Here is a 22,104-nt window from a genome sequence, read left to right as displayed (position 1 = left end):
AGAGCTGACGAAAGAGACAAAGCTATGGTTGATACTCATAACCTCGAAGTAGTGAGGGAAAAACGTCCTGAGATTCTCGTCGTAACGGGTATTTCTGGGGCTGGACGAAGCACCGCTGCCAATGTCCTCGAAGATGAGGGTTGGTATGTTGTTGATAATATCCCACCGCAGATGTTGCAGGCTCTAGCTGATTTGGTGATGCGTGCCCCTGATGCGATGCCGCGTCTTGCTATTGGTATTGATGTGCGGGCACGTGCGTTGTTTAATGATTTGCCGAGTGCTATTGATACCTTGCGTAAGTCTAATGTGAACTTCCGGATGTTGTTCCTTGACGCTAAAGATGAGGATATTATCGCTCGATATGAGTCTCAGCGTCGTCCTCATCCGTTACAGGGTGAAGGGCGTGTTGTTGATGGTATTGCTCGTGAGCGTAAGATTTTTGAGGCTTTGAAAGAAGCCGCTGATTCTGTGATTGATACTTCTGGAAAGAATGTGCATGAGCTTGCTCATGTGATTCGTTCGATGTATTCTTCGAGCAAACCTGGTGTTTTGAATCTGACAGTTATGAGCTTTGGATTCAAGTATGGTGCCCCAACTGATGCGAACTATATGGCAGATATGCGTTTTATTCCGAATCCTCATTGGGTTCCGGAATTGCGTCCTTACACTGGTGAGGATGCTCCAGTTCGTGACTATGTGATGGAGAACCCTGGAACGATAGAGTTTCTTGAGAACTATATGAAGACTCTGAAACCTGTTCTGAAGGGGTATCGTCAAGAGGGTAAGCATTACGCCACGATTGCTATTGGTTGTACCGGCGGTAAGCATCGTTCTGTTGCTGTTTCTACAGAGATTGCTCGTCGTCTCCGTGAATTGCCTGATGTGAATGTGAATCTGCAACATCGAGATATGGGGCGAGAATAACAGTGAGCATGTATCAGTTACCTACCGCTCCTATTAAGTTACCTGAGAATCTGAGAACTTTTAAAGATCGTTCTCGTCGTCATCGTCCGGTGAAAGTTGCTGCTCTTGGTGGCGGGCATGGTTTATATGGCTCGTTATCTGCTTTGCGTCACGTGACTTCTGATTTGACGGCTATTGTGACGGTTGCTGATGACGGTGGTTCTTCTGGTCGGTTACGTCAAGATTTTGGGGTGTTACCTCCAGGAGATTTGCGTATGGCGTTGAGCGCTTTATGTGATGATACTGATTGGGGTCGGACGTGGCGTGATGTCATGCAGCGTCGTTTCCATTCGACGGTTCAGAATCCTTCTAGTGGTTTAGAAGATCATGCTTTAGGCAATCTGTTGATTGTGACCTTGTGGCAACTGCTTGAAGACACTGTCGCTGGTTTGGACTGGGCTGGGGCTTTGCTGAATGCTCGTGGTCGGGTTCTGCCGATGTCTTGTGAACCGTTGGTCATTGAAGGCGATGACGTCCGTTATGATGATGCTGGAGTGCCAGTGGTCGAGCATGTTGTCGGTCAGGTTAATGTTGCTAAGGTGGCTCGGGCTGAGAATGTGAAGCTCACTCCTGAAGGTGCTGAGGCTTGTGAAGAGTCTGTTCAATCGATTCTTGAAGCTGACTGGGTGATTCTCGGTCCTGGTTCTTGGTTTACATCGGTTCTTCCTCATTTGTTATTGCCGGGGATTCGCGATGCATTATTGCAGACTGAAGCGAAGATTTGTGTGGTGATGAATCTTGAGCTGGAGGATCGGGAAACTCTGGGAATGAGTGCTTCTGAGCATCTTCGTATTTTGCGTAAATACGTTCCAGAATTTAGGCTTAACGCGGTGATAGCGGATTGTGACGGTATGGGCTCACCTGATGAGCTTAATAAGGTTGCAGCTGAGTTGGGCGGTAAGGTTTTTTGGAGATCTGTGCGTAATAGTGTGGAAAGAAACGTGCACGACCCGCTTAAGCTTGGAGCGGCCTATCAAGAAGTGTTTAGAACTTATTTGTCGTAGCGGTATTTCACTGTTGTTTATGAAGGTGACATCGCATCTATATGTTTTTGGAGGAATTGCCGTATGGCACTAACGGCTTCGGTTAAAGAAGAACTTGCCCGCTATGAATCGACGAAGTCTTCGGTTCGTAAGGCTGAGGTCTCAACTATTTTGCGTTTTACCAGTGGTTTGCATTTGGTGTCGGGCAAGATTGTGATTGAGTCTGAGGTGGATCTTGAATCTACTGCTTTGCGTTTGCAATATAACATTGCTGAGATGTATGGGCGTGAATCTGAGATTACGTCGGTCTCTGGTGGTGGTTTACGACGAGGTGGTCGTTATATCGTTCGTGTCACTAGTGGCGGTGAAGCATTGGCTCGTCAGACTGGTCTTTTAGATAGTCGTGGTCGTCCTGTGCGTGGTTTGCCTCCTGCCGTGGTGAACGGTTCGTTAGCTGATGCTGAGGCTGTGATGCGTGGTGCGTTTTTGGCTCATGGGTCTTTGACGGAGCCTGGTCGTTCTTCAGCGTTAGAGTTTACGTGTCCCGGTCCGGAGGCGGCTCTTGCTTTGGTTGGTGCTGCTCGGCGTCTTGACGTGATTGCTAAGGCACGTGAGGTGCGTGGCGTGGATCGTGTTGTCGTGCGTGATGGTGAGACTATCGGCATGTTGTTGGAACGTATGGGTGCTAATGAGACGTTGAATAGTTGGCGTGAACGTCGTGCCCGTAAAGAAGTTCGAGCTACGGCTAATCGTTTGGCTAATTTTGATGATGCTAATTTGCGTCGTTCTGCTCAGGCTGCTGTTGCAGCTGGTGCTCGTGTGGAGCGTGCTTTGGAGATTCTTGGTGATAGGGTTCCGGAGCATTTGCGATATGCGGGGGAGTTGCGTGTTGCTCATAAGCAGGCGTCTTTGGATGAGTTAGGGCGTTTGGCTGATCCTCCTATGACCAAGGATGCTATCGCTGGTCGTATTCGTCGTTTGTTAGCTATGGCGGATAAGCGTGCTTCTGAGTTGGGAATTCCTGGTACGGATGCTGGTCATGGTGATTTGTAGCCTGTAGATATAAGCAGGGCTCATGGGTCTGAGGTTTTGCCTCAGGCCCATTGTTTTTGTGGGATAGGTACACGCATCAATGTGGGGATATGTGTGTATTGTGTATGCTGCTATTCCTCTTTGAGGGATAAAAACTGTAAAAAGCACGAAAAACAACAGTTGTTTTGGGGATAAAACGGAGTTTTCCAAAAATTCACCAAATAAAACTACAGAAACACACCCAAACTCACATATTTTGTCGTAAGATATTAACAGAACCGGACGGAAGCCCAAGGAACTTTAGGGCTAAACCACACAAGGTAAGGTTCTAAGGTCGAGAAAGTGAGACTTTCGCTTTCCGTCCTCTAATAATTCACTGAATAATGAGGAGTTTGATTCCCAGTGACTGTACGTGTAGCAATTAACGGCTTTGGCCGCATCGGTCGTACCTTCTTCCGCGCAGCAGCAAAAGATGGCGCAGGATTCGAAATTGTCGCAGTTAACGACCTAACTGACGCAAAAACTTTGGCACACCTGCTCAAGTACGATTCCATCATGGGCACCTTCGAAAGTGATGTTCAGGTCAAAGACGGCAACCTTGTTGTTGACGGCAAAGAAATCAAGATTCTTGCAGAGCGCGAGCCTGCAAACCTTCCTTGGGCAGACCTCGGCGTAGACGTTGTTCTCGAATCCACCGGTCTTTTCACCGAGGGTACCAAAGCTAAAGCTCACATCGAAGCTGGCGCAAAGAAGGTTATCCTTTCTGCACCTGGTAAGAACATCGACGGCACCTTCGTTATGGGTGTTAACGACAGCGATTACGACTCTGAGACCATGCACATCGTCTCTAACGCATCTTGCACCACCAACTGCCTTGCACCTATGGCAAAGGTTCTTAACGACAAGTTCGGTATCGAACGCGGCTTGATGACCACCATCCACGCATACACCGCTGACCAGCGTCTACTCGACGCTCCTCACCGCGACCTTCGTCGTGCACGTGCAGCAGCGTTGAACATGGTACCTACCTCCACCGGTGCAGCAGCAGCAGTTGGACTTGTTCTTCCTGAACTCAAGGGTAAACTCGACGGCTTGGCAGTTCGCGTTCCTACCCCCACCGGCTCTGTTGTTGACTTGACCTTCGAAGCTTCTAAAGAAGTTACCGTTGAAGAAGTTAACGCAGCAGTACGCGAAGCAGCTGAAAACGAATTCGCAGGCATCATCAAGTACAATGAAGACCCCATCGTCTCCAAGGACATCGAAGGTGAGCCTATCTCTACCGTATTCGACGCACCTTTGACCAAGGTTATTGGCAACCAGGTTAAGGTCTTCGCATGGTACGACAACGAATACGGTTACGTATCACGCCTTGTAATGTTCACCAACAAAGTCGTAGCAGCTCTCTAATCTAGACTGCCTTTTAGGTACTCTGTCTCAACCAACTGTATTGGAGAAGAACATCATGGCACACGCTCTCGATGAACTCATCGCTGAAGGTGTATCGGGCCGTCACGTTCTCGTTCGCTCAGACTTGAACGTGCCACTCAAAGGCACCACTGTTACTGACGACGGCCGTGTCAAAGCATCACTGCCAGTTTTGAAAAAACTAGCAGACGCTGGCGCACGCGTCATCGTTACCGCTCACCTCGGTCGCCCCAAAGGCAAAGTGGATCCACAATATTCCATCGCGCCAGCAGCCGCACGCCTTGCAGAACTAGCAGACTTCAACGTCGTTGTTGCAACTGACGTTGTCGGTGAAGATGCACAAGCTAAAGCTGCTGCTCTGAAAGATGGTGAAGTGCTCGTTGTAGAGAACGTTCGTTACGACGCACGTGAAACCTCTAAAGACGACGCAGAACGCGGTGCCTTCGCTGACGAACTCGTAGCACTTACTGGTGAAAACGGAGCATACGTTGACGACGCCTTCGGCGCTGTACACCGTAAACATGCTTCTGTCTACGACGTTGCTAAACGTCTTCCATCCTACCTTGGCGACCTCGTCAAAAAAGAAGTTGATGTTCTAGCAAAGACCCTCAACAACCCAGAGCGTCCTTTTGTTGTCGTCATGGGTGGCTCCAAAGTCTCCGATAAACTTGCAGTTATCGACAACCTCATCGGTAAAGCAGACACCCTGCTAATCGGTGGCGGTATGGGATACACTTTCGCAGCTGCACAAGGCTACAAAGTCGGCAAGTCAATTCTTGAAGAAGACCAAATCGAGAATGTTCAGCGATACTTGAAAGAAGCTCCTGAAAAGGGAACTGAAATCATTATCGCAAGCGACATCGTCTGGTCTGATGACTTCTCCAACGACGCAAACACCGAAATTCGCCCCATCGAAGACCTCGAAGGCGGAAAACTCGGCGCTGAAGCAGAAGGCCTAGACATCGGTCCTAAAACACGCGAAATCTTTGCTGAAAAGATTAAGGCAGCTAAGACCGTGTTCTGGAACGGCCCAGTTGGTGTCTTCGAAATTCCAGCATTCTCTGAAGGAACCAAGAGCGTTGCGCAAGCACTCGTCTCTTCAGAAGCATTCTCTATTATCGGTGGCGGCGACTCAGCTTCAGCTGTTCGCAACCTCGGTTTTGAGGATGCACAGTTTGGACATATTTCCACCGGTGGTGGAGCTTCCCTCGAATACATTGAAGGTAAGACTCTTCCCGGATTAGACGCACTAGGTGCCTAAAAATATCTAGACATGGCGGGTTACCTCTGGTGACCCGCCATTGTCGTATAACAGCACTACTAGATATGCTTAGATAAGTAAGTTCTAAAACCGTAGACCAACTCGGTGCACATATCTAGGCTTACAATAAAAATCGCCGCATCAGCGGAGAAAAGGACTCAACAAATATGACCCGCAAACCTTTTATTGCCGGTAACTGGAAAATGAATATGGATCACACCCAAGGTGTGACTTTGATGCAGAAGCTCGCGTGGACTCTTGACGACGCAAACTTCAACTACGACAACACCGAAGTTGTTGTGTTCCCACCCTTTACCGATATTCGCTCCGTGCAGACCCTCGTAGATGGGGACAAACTTCAGGTACGCTACGGTGCACAAGACCTATCCGATAAAGACTCTGGCGCATACACCGGAGATATCTCCGGAGCATTCCTCTCAAAACTTGGTGCACGCTATGTTCTCGTCGGACACTCAGAACGTCGTACCATCCACGCCGAAAGCGATGCTATCTGCGCAGCAAAAGTACAAGCTGCATACCGTCACGAACTCACCCCCGTCTTGTGTGTTGGTGAAGGGCTAGAAACTCGTGAAGCTGGAAACCACGTTGAATTTACTCTGGAACAGCTTCGTGGCTCCATTGAAGGACTCACCGCAGAACAAGCTGAAACACTTGTGATTGCATACGAACCAGTATGGGCAATCGGCACCGGAAAAGTAGCAACTTCTGCTGACGCACAAGAGATGTCTGCAGCAATCCGAGCTGAAATGGAGAAACTCTACAACGCTGACGTTGCTGAAAAAGTTCGTGTACTCTACGGCGGATCTGTTAAAGCGACTTCTGCACCAGAAATTTTGGCAGAAAACGACGTTGACGGTGTTCTTGTTGGTGGCGCTTCTCTCGATGCTGCTGAGTTCGCTCAGATTGCACATTTCGACGCACGCTAAAATAATCTCAAGGGGCTTAAACTTCTGGTGGTATATACAGAGCATCAATATCACCAGAAGTTTAAGTACCTATAGATGGCGAAGAAGTTCAGAATATAGAAGAACTCATTAGCCATCGGAGCAAAAATTAGCGTATAGTTTTCTTGTGCCCTTATCGGGCTTAATACACAATTGCGGACGAAAGGCTCTCGTGGAGACTCTCAAAATCACGTTGATGGTGATTATCGCTATTGCGAGCGTACTAACAATCTTGTTGGTGCTCCTGAACCGTAGCAAGGGCGGCGGCCTTTCAGATATGTTCGGAGGTGGCATGACTACCTCCCTAAACTCATCAGGGTCTGCCTCAAAGAACCTCGTGCGACTAACCATTACGGTTATCCTCATCTGGGTATTTGCTATTGTCAGCTACGGTTTGGTGCTTCGTTTCGAAAGCGCAATGGTCTAAAGAAAAGTTTTTATATAGCAACATTAAAAAGTTGGGGTTCTCACTAATAGCAGTGAGAACCCCAACTCTTTTTTACTTCTTTAAAATTCTATAGGACATCTTCTCAATACCGTACCACTATTTCTGGTGAGCAGAATCTGTGATGAGAATAGTCGTTCGTTCTAATGCCCTCGCCCCACGAGCAGGTGTCTGGCGAAGCATTTGAGCCGTAATTTTCTCATACGGTAAATCTCGCGTCTCTACGAGTCGAGAAGCCGCCTGAATCTTATCTTCACCAGAGATCAAGAACCATATCCGACGAGCATAACAAATAACAGGTAGCGTTAACGAAACTCGAGTACTTGGAGGTTTAGGAGACTGATGGATAGCAACAGCAATATTCTCGGTATCGAACACTTCATCCCGCTCAGGGAACAACGAAGCAATATGCCCATCTGGACCCATTCCCAAAAGTAGAACATCAAAAAGAGGAGTCTTCTGATCTGTTGAGGAATGTTCTGCTAACTCACGAACATATGCCTTTGCGGCTTCTTCTGGGCTATCAAAAACATCACTAGCACCCATACGATGAATATTGTCAGAAGGAACAGAAACCTGCGAAAAGAAGGCATCATATGCCTGCTTTTCGTTACGGTCGTCATGCCCCGTCGGAACGAAACGTTCATCAGACCACCAAAAATGCACGTTCTCCCACGAAAAGTCCTCTAAAAACTGAATATAGTGGGGGAGAGTCTCTAACAATTTAGTGCCCATACTGCCACCGGTGAGACACACATCAGCACGGTTGCGTACACGTAAAGACTCTTGTATTACCTCAAAAAAATGCTGAGCCGCATTTTGTGCAAGTTCTTCTGGCGTTGTATAAGAAATAATTTCCGGCTTTTTAAGCATCGAAAGGCTCCGTCCATTCTACGCCTTCAGGTTTATCTTCATCGCTGCTTAGCTCAACCAAAATATTACCTTGGTGGAGAGCCTCTTGTAAGACTTCACCATAGACTTCATCGGGGTCAAGACGTCGAAGTTCCTCCGCTAAACACTCAGCAAGGGTTCGCACTGGAAGAGCAATCTGCTGATGAGGAGTACCGGGAGAGGACACTGTAGCAATATTTGTTTCAGGACGATCTATCACAATCGAACCGTCTTCACGTTCTAAAACAACTCGATACAAGCCACGTTCTAATTTAGTAGTTGCCAAATTGACCTGTGCATCGAGCCGATGACCAAGCCACGCACCAAGCAAAACAACAGAAGGCGATTGAGCAGAACCATAAACCACAACTCGTGTAACCTTTTGAGGTGGCACCTGATCTAGAATAGCTGCTAATTGTATTCTCCATAAGGTGAGTCTGCTCCATGCAAGATCAGTATCACCAGCAGAATAACTTTCAGAAAGTTTTTCCAACGTAATCATTGGATCTGCCTCACGGGCAGAGTCGGTGATACGGCGCTGAGCTATCCGACCGATAGAATGGCGTGCTGGATGATCAGGAACAGAATGTGGCCACCACACAACAATAGGAGAATCTGGTAGGAGCAACCCCGAGATGAGAGATTCTGTTGCGTGAGCAGCTTGCCCCCAACCTCTCAACACAATGAGGTCAGAAGCTCCAGCTTCTCCACCAACCTCAATCTTTGCATCTAACCGGTTCTTAGCATCTGCGTCTTCGCTAATATGCATGATGATACGACAAGGATGCTCATGAGATGCTCGCTGAGCAGCTTCTAACGCGGCAGAAGAATGCCCAGGATCAGCCAAAATGACGAGGGTAAGAACTCGACCTGATGTGGTATTACCAGTCTCTTCGCGAAGACGCGAGATTTCTTTTTCAATACGAGCGGTATCTGTCTGTTCAAGATGAGAAATCATGGGCGTCTCCAAACACGATGATCGCGAGCTAATAGTAAGTGAGCAGATTCAGGCCCCCAAGAACCGGGAGCATAAGGCTCCGGCTTAACCTGGTGTTCTTGCCAATACTGTTCAAAAGGATCAAGAATTTTCCATGACAGCTCAACTTCTTCATGGCGGGGGAACAAAGGCGGTTCACCCAACAGAACGTCGAGGATAAGACGCTCATAGGCTTCAGGAGATTCTTCTGTGAAAGAATGGCTATACCCAAAGTCCATGTTCACGTCTCGAATCTCCATCTGAGTTCCAGGAACTTTAGAAGAGAACCTAATAGTGATACCTTCATCGGGTTGGACTCGAATCACGATAGCGTTCTGCCCAGCATCGTCACTATTGTTAAATAGTAGATTAGGCGACTTTTTAAGTATTAACGCAATCTCCGTTACACGTCGCCCAAGACGCTTGCCTGTCCGTAGATAGAACGGCACACCCGCCCAACGTCGAGTATTAATATTGAGCTTGATTGCGGCAAAAGTTTCTGTTCGAGAATCCGCAGGAATATCTTTTTCGTCAAAGAAACCATTTGCTTCTTCTCCACCTTGATAACCACCGGCATATTGCCCAATAGCAAAAGCCTCTGCAAGGTTCTCTGGAAGAGTCACCGCATCAAGAACTTTCTCTTTTTCTGCGCGTAGATGATGAGCGTTAAAACTAATGGGCTCTTCCATGGCTGTCAAAGCTAATAGCTGTAAAAGATGATTTTGGATGACGTCTCGAGCTGCGCCGACACCATCATAATAGCCTGCACGCGAACCAATACCGATAGGCTCTGCCATCGTAATCTGTACATGGTCGATATAGTTAGCGTTCCAAAGTGGCTCAAACATCTGATTAGCAAAACGCATTGCCAAGATATTCTGTACTGTTTCTTTGCCAAGATAATGGTCGATACGGAATACCGAATCCTGAGGGAACACCGACTCAACAATAGAGTTAAGCTCTCGTGCAGACTCTAAATCGTGCCCAAAAGGCTTCTCAATAACAACACGACGCCACTCACGTGAACCTTCTTGTTGCTGTGCTAACCCGTGCTTTGCAAGCATCTGAAGGACCTGCTCAAAAGCTTTAGGAGGTATTGACAGGTAGAATGCGTGGTTCCCTTGAGTTCCACGACTCTCCTTCAGCTCGTCGAGAGTCTGTTTGAGCTGCTCAAACGCGTTGTCATCGTCAAAAGCACCTTGAACAAAACGGATACCAGAAGAGAACTGGTTCCATACATCCTCCCTAAAAGGAGTTCTAGAATGTGCTTCGACTGATTCGCGCACTTGATGACGGAAATCATCATCTGACCACTCGCGACGTCCAAAACCGACAAGACCAAAATTAGGAGGAAGTAAACCACGATTGACTAAGTCATAAACCGCGGGCAGTAGCTTTTTACGAGCAAGATCGCCGGTAACTCCAAAAAAGACCAGAGAACTCGGGCCGGCAACGCGGCTCAGTCTTTTATCGCGAGAGTCCCTCAACGGGTTAGTTTCGTGACCGTTAGGCACAGTACATATTCCTTAGAAAGATTGTTGTGTATTGGCGGCAACCTCTCCGTCGTAGGGGAGGCTGCCGCCAAGAGCGAGTTCGCGCCAGTAGGGTGATGACGTCTAACGCTAGAAGATTATGCTGAAGCTAGTGCTTGACGAATAGTTTCGAGAAGCTCTTCCCACGAAATATCGAACTTCTTAAGTCCTTCGTCTTCCAAAAGCGTAACGACCTCTTGATACGAAATACCTAGAGACTCGATGGCGTTAAGGATTTTATCGGACTCATCGTAGGTAGAGGTAATGGTATCTCCCGTAACAACACCGTGATCATAAGTCGCTTCAAGAGTTTTCTCAGGAACGGTGTTAACACATTGTGGCGCAACAAGACCCGTAACGTACAAGGTGTCAGGAAGCGCTGGATCTTTAGTTCCGGTGGAAGCCCATAGCGGACGCTGAATATTCGCACCAGCTGCGGCGAGACGTTCCCAACGCTGTGAAGAGAATGCTTCTTCAAAAACCTGATAGGCCAAACGAGCGTTTGCCAAACCAGCTTTACCTTTGAGAGCTTTAGCCTCGTCTGTGCCGATAGCCTCAAGGCGAGCATCAATCTCAGAATCTACACGAGAGATAAAGAACGAAGCTACAGAATGAATCTTTGACAAATCTTTACCATTTTCTAATGCTTGCTCTAAACCAAGCATATATGCATTGATTACTGCGCGATAACGGGATAACGAGAAAATAAGCGTCACGTTAACAGAAATGCCCTCAGCTAGAGTCTGAGCGATTGGCTCAAGACCTTCTTCTGTAGCTGGAATCTTAATCATCACGTTTTCGCGATCAACACGAGAAGCTAGAGCTTTTGCCATAGCTGCAGTTTCAGCTGACTGACGAGCTAGACGTGGATCTACCTCAATAGAGACGCGACCATCGCGTCCTTGAGATGATTCATAGACAGGAGCAAAAATGTCGCAGGCTGCACGAACATCGTCGGTGGTAATGGTGAAGACAGCTTCTTCGACGTCTACGCCTTCTTCTGCAAGTTCTTTAACCTGCTCAGCATAAGACTCTCCTTGAGAAAGTGCGCCAGCGAAGATGGTGGGGTTGGTAGTTACACCTGCAACATTGCGAGAAGAGATAAGTTCTTCAAGGTTCCCAGAGGTGATGCGCTCACGGGAGAGATCGTCAAGCCAAATAGATACACCAGCATCGGTGAGTTTTTGAGTAGGGGTAGTCATAAATTACATCCTCATGATTGTAGGGAGTGTGAAAGTGTTATCGGGTGGTAGCAGAAATAGACTCTTGAGCTGCTTGTACAACAGCTTCTGGAGTGATTCCAAATTCGCGGTAGAGAACGTCTGCACCAGCTGACGCTCCAAAATGTTCTAGAGAGACAGCGCGGCCGGCATCTCCAAGAATGTCGTACCAGCTCATTGCAGATCCTGCTTCAACCGTAACTCGAGCTTTAACTTCTGGAGGGATAACGCTGTGACGGTATTCCTCAGACTGTTCAGCAAACCATTCACGAGAAGGCATTGAAATCACTCGTGCAGCTACGCCCTGCTCTTTCAAAAGAGAACGTGCGTTGAGGGCAATTTCTACTTCTGAACCAGTCGCAATCAAAAGAATGTCAGGGGTTCCTTCTGTATCAGCAAGAACATAACCACCACGTGCAGTACCTTCTGCTGACGCAAATTTTTCACCCTCAGCTTCAGGATGAATGTCTTCTCGTGCGATATTAACAAGGTTCTGGCGTGAAAGAACCAACCCCACCGGGCGATCTTTCGTCTCGAGAACTTTCCGCCACGCAACCGATGTTTCATTACCATCTGCAGGGCGCACAACATCCAATTGAGGAATTGCTCGCAATGCTGAAAGGTGTTCTACCGGTTGATGCGTTGGACCATCTTCTCCTAAACCAATAGAGTCGTGGGTCCACACAAAAATATTAGGAACACCCATCAACGCCGCAAGACGAACTGCTGGACGTTGATAATCAGAGAACACAAAGAACGTGCCGTTGAACGGACGAGTCGGCGAAGAGAGTGCGATACCGTTGCAGATAGCCGCTGCAGCATGTTCACGGATACCAAAGTGCAAGACTCGACCATATGGGCTGGCATTCCAACTATCAGTGCTACGAGAAACAGGATTGAAAGATGACGCGCCGTCAATAGTGGTGTTATTAGAACCAGCAAGGTCCGATGAACCGCCCCAAAGCTCAGGGAACGTATCAGCAATAGCGTTGATAACTTTTCCAGAAGCGGCACGTGTTGCAATGCTTGAGCCAGCTTCAAAAGTGGGGAAAGCCTGCTCATAGTTTTCTGGAAGCTCACCGGCACTTAGACGCTCATAGAGTTTAGCTTCTTCAGGGTGCTCTTGCTGCCACTTTTCAAAGAGAGTGTCCCACTGCTGTCGAGACTGTTCTGCACGTTGCCGAACACTACGAGTATGCTCAAGAATCTCATCATCAATATAGAATGATTTTTCAGAGTCAAACCCAAGGACTTCTTTGGTTGCAGCAACCTCATCAGCACCGAGCTTAGAACCGTGAATACCGCCGGTATTCTGCTTATTGGGAGCAGGCCAACCAATAATAGTGCGTAACTCAATAATGCTGGGCTTATCTGTAACTTTTTTAGCCCGTGCAATTGCCTCATAGAGCTCTTCAACATCTTCAACGTAGTCACCACTACGCGTCCAGTCTACACGTGCAGTATCCCAACCGTATGACTCATACCGTTTGAGGATATCTTCTGTGAATGCGACGTCAGTGTCGTTTTCAATGGAAATATGATTGCGGTCAAAAATGACGACGAGGTTTCCAAGCTCCTGATGCCCAGCAAGCGCACAAGCTTCAGCTGTCACACCCTCTTGGACGTCTCCTTCAGAAGCAATGGTGTAAATAGTATGGTCAAAAGGTGACTGACCAGCAGGGGCTTCAGGATCGAAAAGTCCTCGCATGCGTCGTTGCGCATACGCAAAACCAACAGCAGAAGCTAGTCCTTGCCCCAACGGACCTGTCGTAATTTCAATACCGCGAGTATGACCGTATTCAGGGTGACCAGGAGTGAGTGCACCCCATGTGCGAAGAGCCTTGAGGTCGTCCATCTCAAGGCCATAACCACTCAGATACAGTTGAATATAAGCGGTAAGTGAGCTGTGACCGGGGGAGAGAATGAAACGGTCACGTCCTGCCCAACGATCATCACGGGGATCATGCTGCATGACCTTCTGATAGAGCAAATATGCAACGGGGGCTAAGCTCATTGCCGTGCCTGGGTGTCCCGAACCTACTTTTTCAACAGCATCTGCCGCTAAGATTCGGGCTGTATCAACAGCTCGTTGGTCCTTCTCTGTCCAATTGAGTTTCTGATCAAGATGTGGCACGTTGTCTCCCTTTCATAGAGATAGTGATGCGATACAGCGGTTACAGGAACGACATTAGTACAAATAGTTCAGGATGTTTAGCTGTACAACTGCACATTAAGTTAGTTCTAAGGATAATTGAAAATACGGCAGGAAGGAGGACTTTCCTCAACTTCTCGTGATGTCGGTTCTGTTCCTTAGCCTATTGCGTGCTTTATTATGATTATTCTTCTAAAAGGTATAGCATTGGTTTGACAGTCTGCTCCTTTAACATGCTCAAAATCGGTTGTAGGTATCCCCAAAGTAGAGGCAACACCACCGAAAAGAGCTGAAGAGTGAGGACTTAATCTCACCCGAGAAGATTTCACCATATGAAATACCCAACGGGAATACTAACTACACACATACAACGATTCTGGTAGGGAGCCCAACGTTAGTGAAGGGTCTAAGCACACATCGCGGCACTGAAGCTCAAACAACAGCATCAGACACGCCCAAAGGATCGCGCAAAGTGAGCCTTATGCGTAAGCTCATCGCCTATATTCACCTGACAAAACCTCAGGTGATTGAGCTTCTCCTCGTCACAACCGCCCCAACCATGATGTTTGCAGCGGGCGGAATGCCCCCCTTCTGGCTTATTATCAACACCATGGTTGGCGGAGCTATGGCAGCCGGCGCATCCGGTGCTTTCAACTGTTATATCGACAGAGAAGCAGACCGCCTCATGAAAAGAACAGAACGTCGCCCACTCGTCACCGGAGAAGTCAGCGACAAAGAAGCACTCATCTTTGCGTGGGCCCTAGCCATTATCTCGATTGTTTATCTATGGGTTCTCGTTAATCCTTTTGCAAGCGTACTCGGACTCATCGCTATCCTTCTTTACGTTGTGTTCTATTCGCTCTACCTCAAACGTCGCACCACACAAAATATTGTGTGGGGAGGCCTTGCCGGATGTATGCCCGTATTCATTGCGTGGGCCGCCGTCGAAAATACCATCAGTTGGGCAGCAGTAGTCCTTTTCACCGTCATCTTCCTCTGGACACCTCCACACTACTGGCCGTTATCGATGAAATACGCCGAAGACTACCAGCGAGCGGGAATCCCCATGCTTGGGGCTATCGCACCTGCTAAGAGCGTCTCTGTGCAAGTCGTCCTATACTCTTGGGCCATGGTAATTTGTTCTCTGCTCCTTGTCCCACTGGGCGGGGCAGGATGGGTCTATACCCTGACCGCTATTGCCAGCGGTGCTTGGTTCCTCTACCACTGCCACCGTCTGCACGCTTTAGCTATTGCTGGAGAAGCTACTAGCAGAACAGCAATGACTGTCTTCCACGGTTCCATTACCTATCTCACCGTACTCTTTATTGCTGTGGCGATTGACCCATTCGTCGGACACGCACTGATTACCTTATAAAACACCACATAACAAAGCAGGGGTGCCCCAGAGTTTTTCTGGGGCACCCCTGCTTTCATATCAAAATCATATAACAGTACGCTCTTGAGCCAACTGTCGTGACGACTGAGAAGCTATAACCAATTGACGCTCTGCAGCAGAAATAGCCGCCCACGTAAATAATGCAGAGCCTAGTAAATGCATCTCGACCAACCATACCGGAAGACCATTAAAGAACTGTATATACCCAACAATCCCCTGATAGACGACAACAGCTAGAACCCAATACCAGCTACGGCGTAGAGCCTGAGACCACTGATGTTTTCGTGCCAAATAGAGGGAACTAAGAATAACCATAAGATAGGCCCATACTGAGAAAGAATGCATCCGAGTCACTACCCACGGGTTAAAAGCATGCCGGTGTGCGCTCGGATCACCTGCGTGAGGCCCTGTACCAGTTGTTACTGTTCCCATAAAAATAAGGAAACACACCAACATCACACTGACCCAACCCAAATATTTAAGAAGAGCCGCGCCCTGAGGGACATCCTCATCCGTCATTCCCTCACACTCAAGAACGCCTGATTCAAAGTATCTACGTACCCGGTTCAGATAACACGCACCTAAGGCAATCATGATGGCAGAAAGCATGTAATGCGCTGTAACCATCCACGGGTTGAGTTTAAGCAGAACAGATAAACCTCCCACAACAGCTTGAACAGGGATTCCCCAAAGCAACAAGAGAGAAAGATTAAAAAGGTCCGAATACTGGTGTTGTGAGTGAGATAAACCTGTAAAAAGTTTCTTCCACCATTGAGACAACGAGGTTGCTTCAGGCAGAGCAATTCGAAGAATTGAGAGAAACGTCAAACCCGTAACAATAATTAAGACAAAGGTCAGCATTCGGTTACCAAACTCTACAAGACCATGAATACCCATCTCTGGGGTTGTTGTCCAAGAACCAGAAGACGTGCATTTAGGCCAGGTGTCACACCCCAGCCCCGAACCGGTAAGGCGTACAATACCGCCAGAAACAATCAAGACGATATTAGCGATGACCACAGCATAGGCCATTTTCAGAACATAAAGATTTGGTGTATACGGAAGGCACACAGAAATAAAATGTGCTTTTACCTCACGGATACGTGCTATAAGCGAAGACAAATAAACCACCTTCAGAGGGGATTGCAGGGTGTGATGTATTTATGCGGACCAACGGAAAAACTTTGTAGCTAAACCGACACAAAGCACCGTCCACATCAGAAGTACAAGATGAGGGATAAGAGCAAACTCATGAGATAAAAACTCAGCTCTCAGAGCATTACCTAGAGCGCCAGAAGGGAGAAAGTCCACAAGCCTTCCCGCAACACTCGGTAAATGGTGCGTAGGCAATAACGTACCGCCAACTGCCGCAAGAATAGCCCATGCCATATTGACGATAGCTAAAGTTGCCTCAGCACGTACCGTTCCTGCAATGAGCAACCCCAAAGCTGTAAAAGACGCCGCACCTAATAATAATGTGGGAAGAGAAGATATGACCGCACCCCACTGAGGAGACCAACCAAGCGTCAACGCCACCAATACAACAAGAACGTACTGAAGGCATAAAACACCTAAAACGGCACACACCTTTCCAACAATAAGACCAGTCTTTCCAAGAGGAGTCGTCGATAGAAAACGCAAAACTCCATAACGACGGTCAAAACCCGTGGCGATACCTTGCCCCGATAACGCAGTAGAAATAACACACAACGCGAGAACACCGGGAACCGCAATGTTGATACGAGTGCTGTGTAATTCTTGAGCAAAAGAATCTAAGAAACTTGTCCAACTCATCACATAGAGTGCCATGATGGGGAACGCAATATTGAGCATCAGCTGTTCACCATTTTTCAGCATGGCAACAAGCTCATACCGCCCCTGTGCACGTAAGCGTGTGCTCAAAGAAGCTGAACGCGGTGTCGAAATCATGATGAGGACGTTTCCTTTCCTGCGATATCAAGAAAGACATCTTCGAGGGTTCGTGAAGAAAGCTCCATACGTTGTGGGAGAAGTTGACGGGCCGCTAAACTTGCCGTTAGCTCAGCCAAAATACGGGGAGTAATCTCACCGGTCAGAGTATAAGAACCAGGATATGCGGTACTCAACGATAGACCTTTAGACGAAGTCGGTAAGAGCTGAGTAATACTCAAAGAATCGTCAGAGAGTGAAAAATGAAGTGTCTTAACATCTGTTGTTGACTGCTCAACAAGTTCAGGAACAGTTCCTTCTAATACGTTCCGTCCGGCACCAATAATATAAACATAATCAGCAAGCCGTTGAGCATCATCCAGCAGATGAGTTGTCAAAACAATAGCAGTACCCCGATTTTTCTGCTCGGTAATTAAATCAAAAACTACCTGACGAGAATGTGGATCAAGACCTGCCGAAGGCTCATCGAGAAAGAGAATCTCAGGTTTCCCAATAAGAGCTGCCGCAAAAGCAACCCGCTGGCGCTCGCCACCTGAAAGCCTCCTAATATTGGTGCCGTTAAAAGTGTCAATACCTAGCCGTTGAATCAGCTCGTCAAGAGGATACGTCTGCTGATACATCGCTGCGATGTGTTCAAGCAAAGGAATAGGGCGCAAAGATTGAGGTAACCCGCCATCTTGTAACATGATGCCAACTCGCGCCCGAAGCTCTGCAGAAGCACCCCACGGATTATGTCCTAGAAGATGAATTTCTCCGCTTTCGGGTTTTTGAATCCCCTGTGCACATTCTAAAGTAGTAGTTTTTCCTGCACCATTAGCACCAAGTAAAACGGTTACTTCTCCGGCAAGAGCTTCAAGGCAGATTCCATCTACTGCTCGAACTGTCCCTCGATGTGTTAGGTGATGAGGGTGTTTTTTGCGGTAGCTCTTTGAAGGCTTATATTCCTTGACTAACCGAGAAATTCTCAGTGAGGAGGGTTTCTCATCACTGGCTCGTGAACTCTTGTCTCTATCTTGTGGCACCGTATTATTCTACGTGCTCACACTAGAGTTTTTAGGTAATCGATAACCGAAAACTCCTTAATGATGCCTATAAAAACCTTGAAGAAACCTGTCTATTTCCCTTTCATAAGTTTGCGACACCGCTCTAAAAAATATTTTTCTTGTTGTGCACGGTAGTAAAAATTATTCTCAAAAAAGATTTTTAAAACAGCGTTTAATTTATAAATTAGCTAGTCAAAGCACCTTTTATTGTCTTTATTGGCTCTTGTAAAAAGGCATCAGTCTCGTTACTTGAGGGTGTTGATCAGTGCTAAAAGTTTCCGTCTGTGCCTAAGTGTGACACTCCTCTAATCTGAAGATAGGTAAACCTTACTAGAGAACTACTCATAATTAGGACATACTTTAGTTGTGTATTCAGCGAATCAAACTTCCAAAAAGAAGGTACCTGGTACGCGCAATGCAGAGACAGAAGAAAAAACTCGAGACAGAGTTTTGCGTGGCGTACTTAATCACGGTCCAGTTTCTGCTGCTAGTCTCGGCGAGGAACTCAATCTCACTCCTGCAGCGGTGCGTCGTCACCTCGACGCACTCGAAGCAGAAGAACTCATTGTCGTAGCGCCTCTCAAACAATACGGAGCCGGCGCAGGACGCCCTGCCAGACGATACGTCATTGCACCCCAAGGGCACACCCAGCTTGGCAACGACTATCTCGACATCGCTCGAGAAGCACTCAAAATGTTGCAACAACAAGTTGGAGAAGACGCACTACGCGCATTCGCCTCAGCAAGAGCTTCAGAGATGGAACAAAAATACCGTCCCATCGTTGAAGCGGCAGGGGAGAACATAGCCAACCGTGCACAAGCCCTTGCCGAAGCAATGACCCGCGACGGCTTCGTCGCAACCGCACAGGTGATGGAACCCCCGCGCGGCAGGACACTGCCTCGCCACCTACTGGCAAGTATCCAGCTCTGCCAAGGACACTGCCCTGTGCGAGACCTCGCAGAAGACTTCCAAATCTTCTGCGACCAAGAAACCAAAATTATTGCTGACTTACTGGGAGTGGATGTCCGCCGTCTATCCACCATGGCAGCAGGAGCACACGTGTGTACCACACACGTACCTCTAGCACGTGACATGAGTGAAAACAGCGAAACACAGGCAAAGAAATAAATATTCTTTCGACCATCACACAACTGATAGATTTCCTACAAGAAAGGCCATGATGACTGAACAAGTTGAACGTAACGTCAACAACACCGTCATTTCAGAGATTCTCGAGGCCAACCCTGAACTCGAAGGTATCGGTACCTACGAGTACGGTTGGAAAGATTCCGACGTAGCTGGTGCAACTGCTAAACGTGGCCTCGACGAAGATGTTGTACGCGACATCTCTGCAAAGAAGAACGAACCCGAATGGATGCTCAAAATGCGTCTTAAGGCACTCAAATTCTTCGAACGTAAACCCATGCCCACATGGGGTGCAGACCTATCAGAAATTGACTTCGACAACATCAAATACTTCGTGCGTTCTACCGAACGTCAAGCAGAAAGCTGGGAAGACCTCCCCGAAGATATTCGCAACACCTACGAAAAGCTCGGTATCCCCGAAGCAGAACGTGAACGCCTCGTTGCCGGTGTCGCAGCCCAGTACGAATCTGAGGTGGTCTACCACCAAATTCGTGAAGACCTCGAAAAACAAGGCGTCATCTTCGTCGACACCGACACTGCACTACGCGAACACGAAGACATCTTCCGCGAATACTTTGGCACCGTTATCCCCACCGGCGACAACAAATTTGCTGCGCTGAACACTGCTGTATGGTCTGGTGGATCTTTCGTCTACGTTCCTCCAGGAGTTCACGTCGAAATCCCTCTCCAGGCATACTTCAGAATTAACACTGAAAACATGGGACAGTTCGAACGTACCCTCATTATTGCTGATGAAGGCTCTTACGTTCACTACATTGAAGGCTGCACCGCACCCATCTACAAGTCTGACTCATTGCACTCAGCTGTCGTAGAAATCGTGGTTAAAAAGAATGCCCGTGTACGCTACACCACCATTCAAAACTGGTCCAATAACGTATACAACCTCGTCACCAAACGCACCATCTGCCATGAAGGCGCCACCATGGAATGGGTCGACGGTAACATCGGCTCTAAAGTCACTCAAAAATACCCCGCCGTATACATGGTTGGTGAACACGCTAAAGGCGAGACACTGTCCATCGCTTTTGCTGGTGAAGGACAACACCAAGACACTGGCTCCAAGATGGTGCATATTGCTCCAAATACCTCCTCTTCTATCATCTCTAAGTCCATCGCACGTAATGGCGGACGCTCTGCATACCGTGGCTTAGTGCAGGTTCGTGAAGGCGCAGCACACTCCAAATCAAACGTAGTCTGCGACGCGCTACTGGTTGACACCATCTCTCGTTCGGACACCTACCCCTATGTGGACGTACGAGAAGACGACGTCACCATGGGACACGAAGCAACCGTCTCACGCGTTTCCGAAGAACAATTGTTCTACCTCATGCAGCGAGGACTCAGCGAAGAAGAAGCAATGGCCATGATTGTTCGCGGATTCGTAGAACCTATCGCTCGTGAGCTCCCCATGGAATACGCTCTTGAACTCAATCGCCTTATCGAACTTCAAATGGAAGGATCTGTGGGCTAACGATGACAGCTAAAGAAACCATCACCCATAACTCTCCTGCAATCCCCGGAATGGACGATGAAGGAGAAAAGCTAGCGACTGAACACACTCATGACGACACCCTACGTGTCGAAACAGCAAGCGTGGACTCTTCACGTGCAGGACGTAAAACCTCCTATCGTGTAGAAGATTTTCCCGCACTTACCGGACGTGAAGAAGACTGGCGCTTTACCCCTCTCAAACGTCTCAAGGGTTTGCACACCGACGCGCTCACTGGAACGCCAATTGCAGCCTCTATCGATGCACCAGAAGCAGTACTGGTTGAGACTGTTTCACGAGAAGACTCACGTATCGGTTCTGCCGGTATCCCCGAAGACCGTGTTGCAGCGAACGCATGGTCACACTTCTCAGAAGCAACCATCATCACCATCCCTCAGGAGACTGAGCTAGACCAGCGCATCAACGTAGAAATTCACGGCGAACGCAGTGAACCTACCGCACAACACCTACTCATCGAGACGAAACCTTTCTCTCGTGCTGTGGTCGTACTACGTCATACTGGTTCTGCCGTATTGAGCCAGAACGTTGAGTTCGTCGTCGGTGATTCCTCCACCTTGACCGTTATCTCTCTTCAAGAATGGGACGATGATGCAGTTCACGCATCAGCACAATACGCCTCGCTTGGACGTGACAGCAGATTCAAACACGTGAGCATTTCACTCGGCGGAGACCTCGTTCGTGTTACCCCTTCAACGAAATTCAGCGCACCCGGTGCCGAAACTGAAATGTACGGATTGTACTTTGTTGATGCCGGTCAGCACCTCGAATCACGACTCTTTGTCGATCACAGTGTTCCTCGCTGTAAATCCCGTGTGACCTATAAGGGTGCGCTTCAGGGACGTAACGCCCACTCCGTATGGGTTGGCGACGTCTTAATCGGTAAAGAAGCTGAAGGAACCGACACCTACGAGCTCAACCGTAACCTTCTTCTTGAAGACGGACCTCGTGCAGACTCTGTGCCAAACCTAGAAATTGAGACTGGTCTTATCGAAGGCGCCGGACACGCATCAACTACAGGTCAGCTCGATGAGCAGCACCTCTGGTACCTACAAGCTCGCGGTATCCCCGCAGACGAAGCTCGTCGCCTTGTCGTGCGTGGATTCTTGAACGAAATCATTCAGCAAGTACGTATCCCTGAGTTGGAAGAACAACTCATGCAAGCTCTTGAAGCAGAACTTGCAATCAGCAATAACTAACGGTTACGACGGTACAAA

The 22,104-nt window shown here is 48.1% G+C and carries 19 protein-coding genes; 11 read left to right on the top strand and 8 right to left on the bottom strand.

Going from position 1 to position 22,104, the window contains the following annotated elements:
• Positions 1 to 24 precede the first annotated feature (24 nt).
• The 7 genes from rapZ (at position 25) to secG (ending at position 7,056) form a co-directional block, all read left to right on the top strand.
• The gene (gene rapZ / locus ACN081_RS07245; RefSeq protein ID WP_419101773.1) at positions 25 to 924 is read left to right on the top strand and encodes an RNase adapter RapZ; all 900 of its coding nucleotides are present in this window, start codon (positions 25 to 27) and stop codon (positions 922 to 924) included.
• Between the two features lie 8 nt (positions 925 to 932).
• On the top strand, positions 933 to 1,967 hold the full coding sequence (locus ACN081_RS07240; RefSeq protein ID WP_419103486.1) for a gluconeogenesis factor YvcK family protein: 1,035 nt from the start codon (positions 933 to 935) through the stop codon (positions 1,965 to 1,967).
• A 63-nt stretch (positions 1,968 to 2,030) separates the two neighbouring features.
• Complete coding sequence (gene whiA, locus ACN081_RS07235; protein ID WP_419101771.1) at positions 2,031 to 2,999, top strand: DNA-binding protein WhiA; 969 nt, start codon at positions 2,031 to 2,033, stop codon at positions 2,997 to 2,999.
• A 381-nt stretch (positions 3,000 to 3,380) separates the two neighbouring features.
• Positions 3,381 to 4,385, top strand: coding sequence for a type I glyceraldehyde-3-phosphate dehydrogenase (gap, locus tag ACN081_RS07230; RefSeq protein WP_419103485.1), 1,005 nt, complete (start codon positions 3,381 to 3,383; stop codon positions 4,383 to 4,385).
• 55 nt (positions 4,386 to 4,440) lie between these two features.
• Positions 4,441 to 5,664 carry a phosphoglycerate kinase gene (locus ACN081_RS07225; RefSeq protein WP_419107381.1) on the top strand — a complete coding sequence of 408 codons (1,224 nt, stop codon included), beginning with the start codon at positions 4,441 to 4,443 and terminating at the stop codon, positions 5,662 to 5,664.
• 167 nt (positions 5,665 to 5,831) lie between these two features.
• The gene (gene tpiA, locus ACN081_RS07220) at positions 5,832 to 6,611 is read left to right on the top strand and encodes a triose-phosphate isomerase (protein ID WP_419103483.1); all 780 of its coding nucleotides are present in this window, start codon (positions 5,832 to 5,834) and stop codon (positions 6,609 to 6,611) included.
• 190 nt (positions 6,612 to 6,801) lie between these two features.
• Positions 6,802 to 7,056: a preprotein translocase subunit SecG gene (secG, locus tag ACN081_RS07215; protein WP_419101767.1), complete on the top strand. Its 255-nt coding sequence runs from the start codon at positions 6,802 to 6,804 to the stop codon at positions 7,054 to 7,056.
• 117 nt (positions 7,057 to 7,173) lie between these two features.
• Here secG and pgl read toward each other — a convergent pair whose 3' ends face one another.
• The 5 genes from pgl to tkt form a co-directional block, all read right to left on the bottom strand.
• Positions 7,174 to 7,947, bottom strand: coding sequence for a 6-phosphogluconolactonase (pgl, locus tag ACN081_RS07210; RefSeq protein ID WP_419107380.1), 774 nt, complete (start codon positions 7,945 to 7,947; stop codon positions 7,174 to 7,176).
• Positions 7,940 to 8,923, bottom strand: a complete 984-nt coding sequence (locus ACN081_RS07205) for a glucose-6-phosphate dehydrogenase assembly protein OpcA (protein WP_419103481.1) — start codon at positions 8,921 to 8,923, stop codon at positions 7,940 to 7,942. The genes pgl and ACN081_RS07205 overlap by 8 nt, the downstream gene beginning before the upstream one ends.
• Positions 8,920 to 10,455, bottom strand: coding sequence for a glucose-6-phosphate dehydrogenase (zwf, locus tag ACN081_RS07200; protein ID WP_419107379.1), 1,536 nt, complete (start codon positions 10,453 to 10,455; stop codon positions 8,920 to 8,922). Before zwf ends, ACN081_RS07205 begins: the two co-directional genes overlap by 4 nt.
• Before the next feature lie 116 nt (positions 10,456 to 10,571).
• Complete coding sequence (tal, locus tag ACN081_RS07195) at positions 10,572 to 11,675, bottom strand: transaldolase (protein WP_419103479.1); 1,104 nt, start codon at positions 11,673 to 11,675, stop codon at positions 10,572 to 10,574.
• A gap of 37 nt (positions 11,676 to 11,712) precedes the next feature.
• Complete coding sequence (tkt, locus tag ACN081_RS07190; RefSeq protein ID WP_419107378.1) at positions 11,713 to 13,827, bottom strand: transketolase; 2,115 nt, start codon at positions 13,825 to 13,827, stop codon at positions 11,713 to 11,715.
• Between the two features lie 415 nt (positions 13,828 to 14,242).
• Here tkt and ACN081_RS07185 point away from each other — a divergent pair, with 415 nt between their 5' ends.
• Positions 14,243 to 15,220 carry a heme o synthase gene (locus tag ACN081_RS07185; protein WP_419103477.1) on the top strand — a complete coding sequence of 326 codons (978 nt, stop codon included), beginning with the start codon at positions 14,243 to 14,245 and terminating at the stop codon, positions 15,218 to 15,220.
• A 66-nt stretch (positions 15,221 to 15,286) separates the two neighbouring features.
• On the opposite strand, the gene ACN081_RS07180 is transcribed toward ACN081_RS07185, so the two are convergent.
• The 3 genes from ACN081_RS07180 to ACN081_RS07170 are packed head-to-tail and all read right to left on the bottom strand — an operon-like array spanning position 15,287 to position 18,192.
• Positions 15,287 to 16,363 carry a COX15/CtaA family protein gene (locus ACN081_RS07180; protein WP_419103476.1) on the bottom strand — a complete coding sequence of 359 codons (1,077 nt, stop codon included), beginning with the start codon at positions 16,361 to 16,363 and terminating at the stop codon, positions 15,287 to 15,289.
• Between the two features lie 39 nt (positions 16,364 to 16,402).
• Positions 16,403 to 17,170 (bottom strand): ABC transporter permease, encoded by a 768-nt coding sequence (locus ACN081_RS07175; RefSeq protein ID WP_419103475.1) that lies wholly within the window; start codon positions 17,168 to 17,170, stop codon positions 16,403 to 16,405.
• Positions 17,167 to 18,192 (bottom strand): ABC transporter ATP-binding protein, encoded by a 1,026-nt coding sequence (locus ACN081_RS07170; RefSeq protein WP_419103474.1) that lies wholly within the window; start codon positions 18,190 to 18,192, stop codon positions 17,167 to 17,169. Before ACN081_RS07170 ends, ACN081_RS07175 begins: the two co-directional genes overlap by 4 nt.
• A gap of 387 nt (positions 18,193 to 18,579) precedes the next feature.
• Here ACN081_RS07170 and ACN081_RS07165 point away from each other — a divergent pair, with 387 nt between their 5' ends.
• The 3 genes from ACN081_RS07165 to sufD are packed head-to-tail and all read left to right on the top strand — an operon-like array spanning position 18,580 to position 22,086.
• Positions 18,580 to 19,341, top strand: a complete 762-nt coding sequence (locus ACN081_RS07165; protein WP_419107377.1) for a helix-turn-helix transcriptional regulator — start codon at positions 18,580 to 18,582, stop codon at positions 19,339 to 19,341.
• 52 nt (positions 19,342 to 19,393) lie between these two features.
• Positions 19,394 to 20,851: a Fe-S cluster assembly protein SufB gene (gene sufB, locus ACN081_RS07160; RefSeq protein WP_419103472.1), complete on the top strand. Its 1,458-nt coding sequence runs from the start codon at positions 19,394 to 19,396 to the stop codon at positions 20,849 to 20,851.
• 2 nt (positions 20,852 to 20,853) lie between these two features.
• Entirely contained in the window at positions 20,854 to 22,086 is a 1,233-nt protein-coding gene (sufD, locus tag ACN081_RS07155) for a Fe-S cluster assembly protein SufD (RefSeq protein ID WP_419107376.1), read from the top strand.
• Positions 22,087 to 22,104: the final 18 nt, after the last annotated feature.

This window comes from Rothia sp. P13129 (assembly GCF_048512865.1).
GTDB lineage: Bacteria > Actinomycetota > Actinomycetes > Actinomycetales > Micrococcaceae > Rothia.
This window is presented reverse-complemented; position numbering and strand designations above follow the sequence as displayed.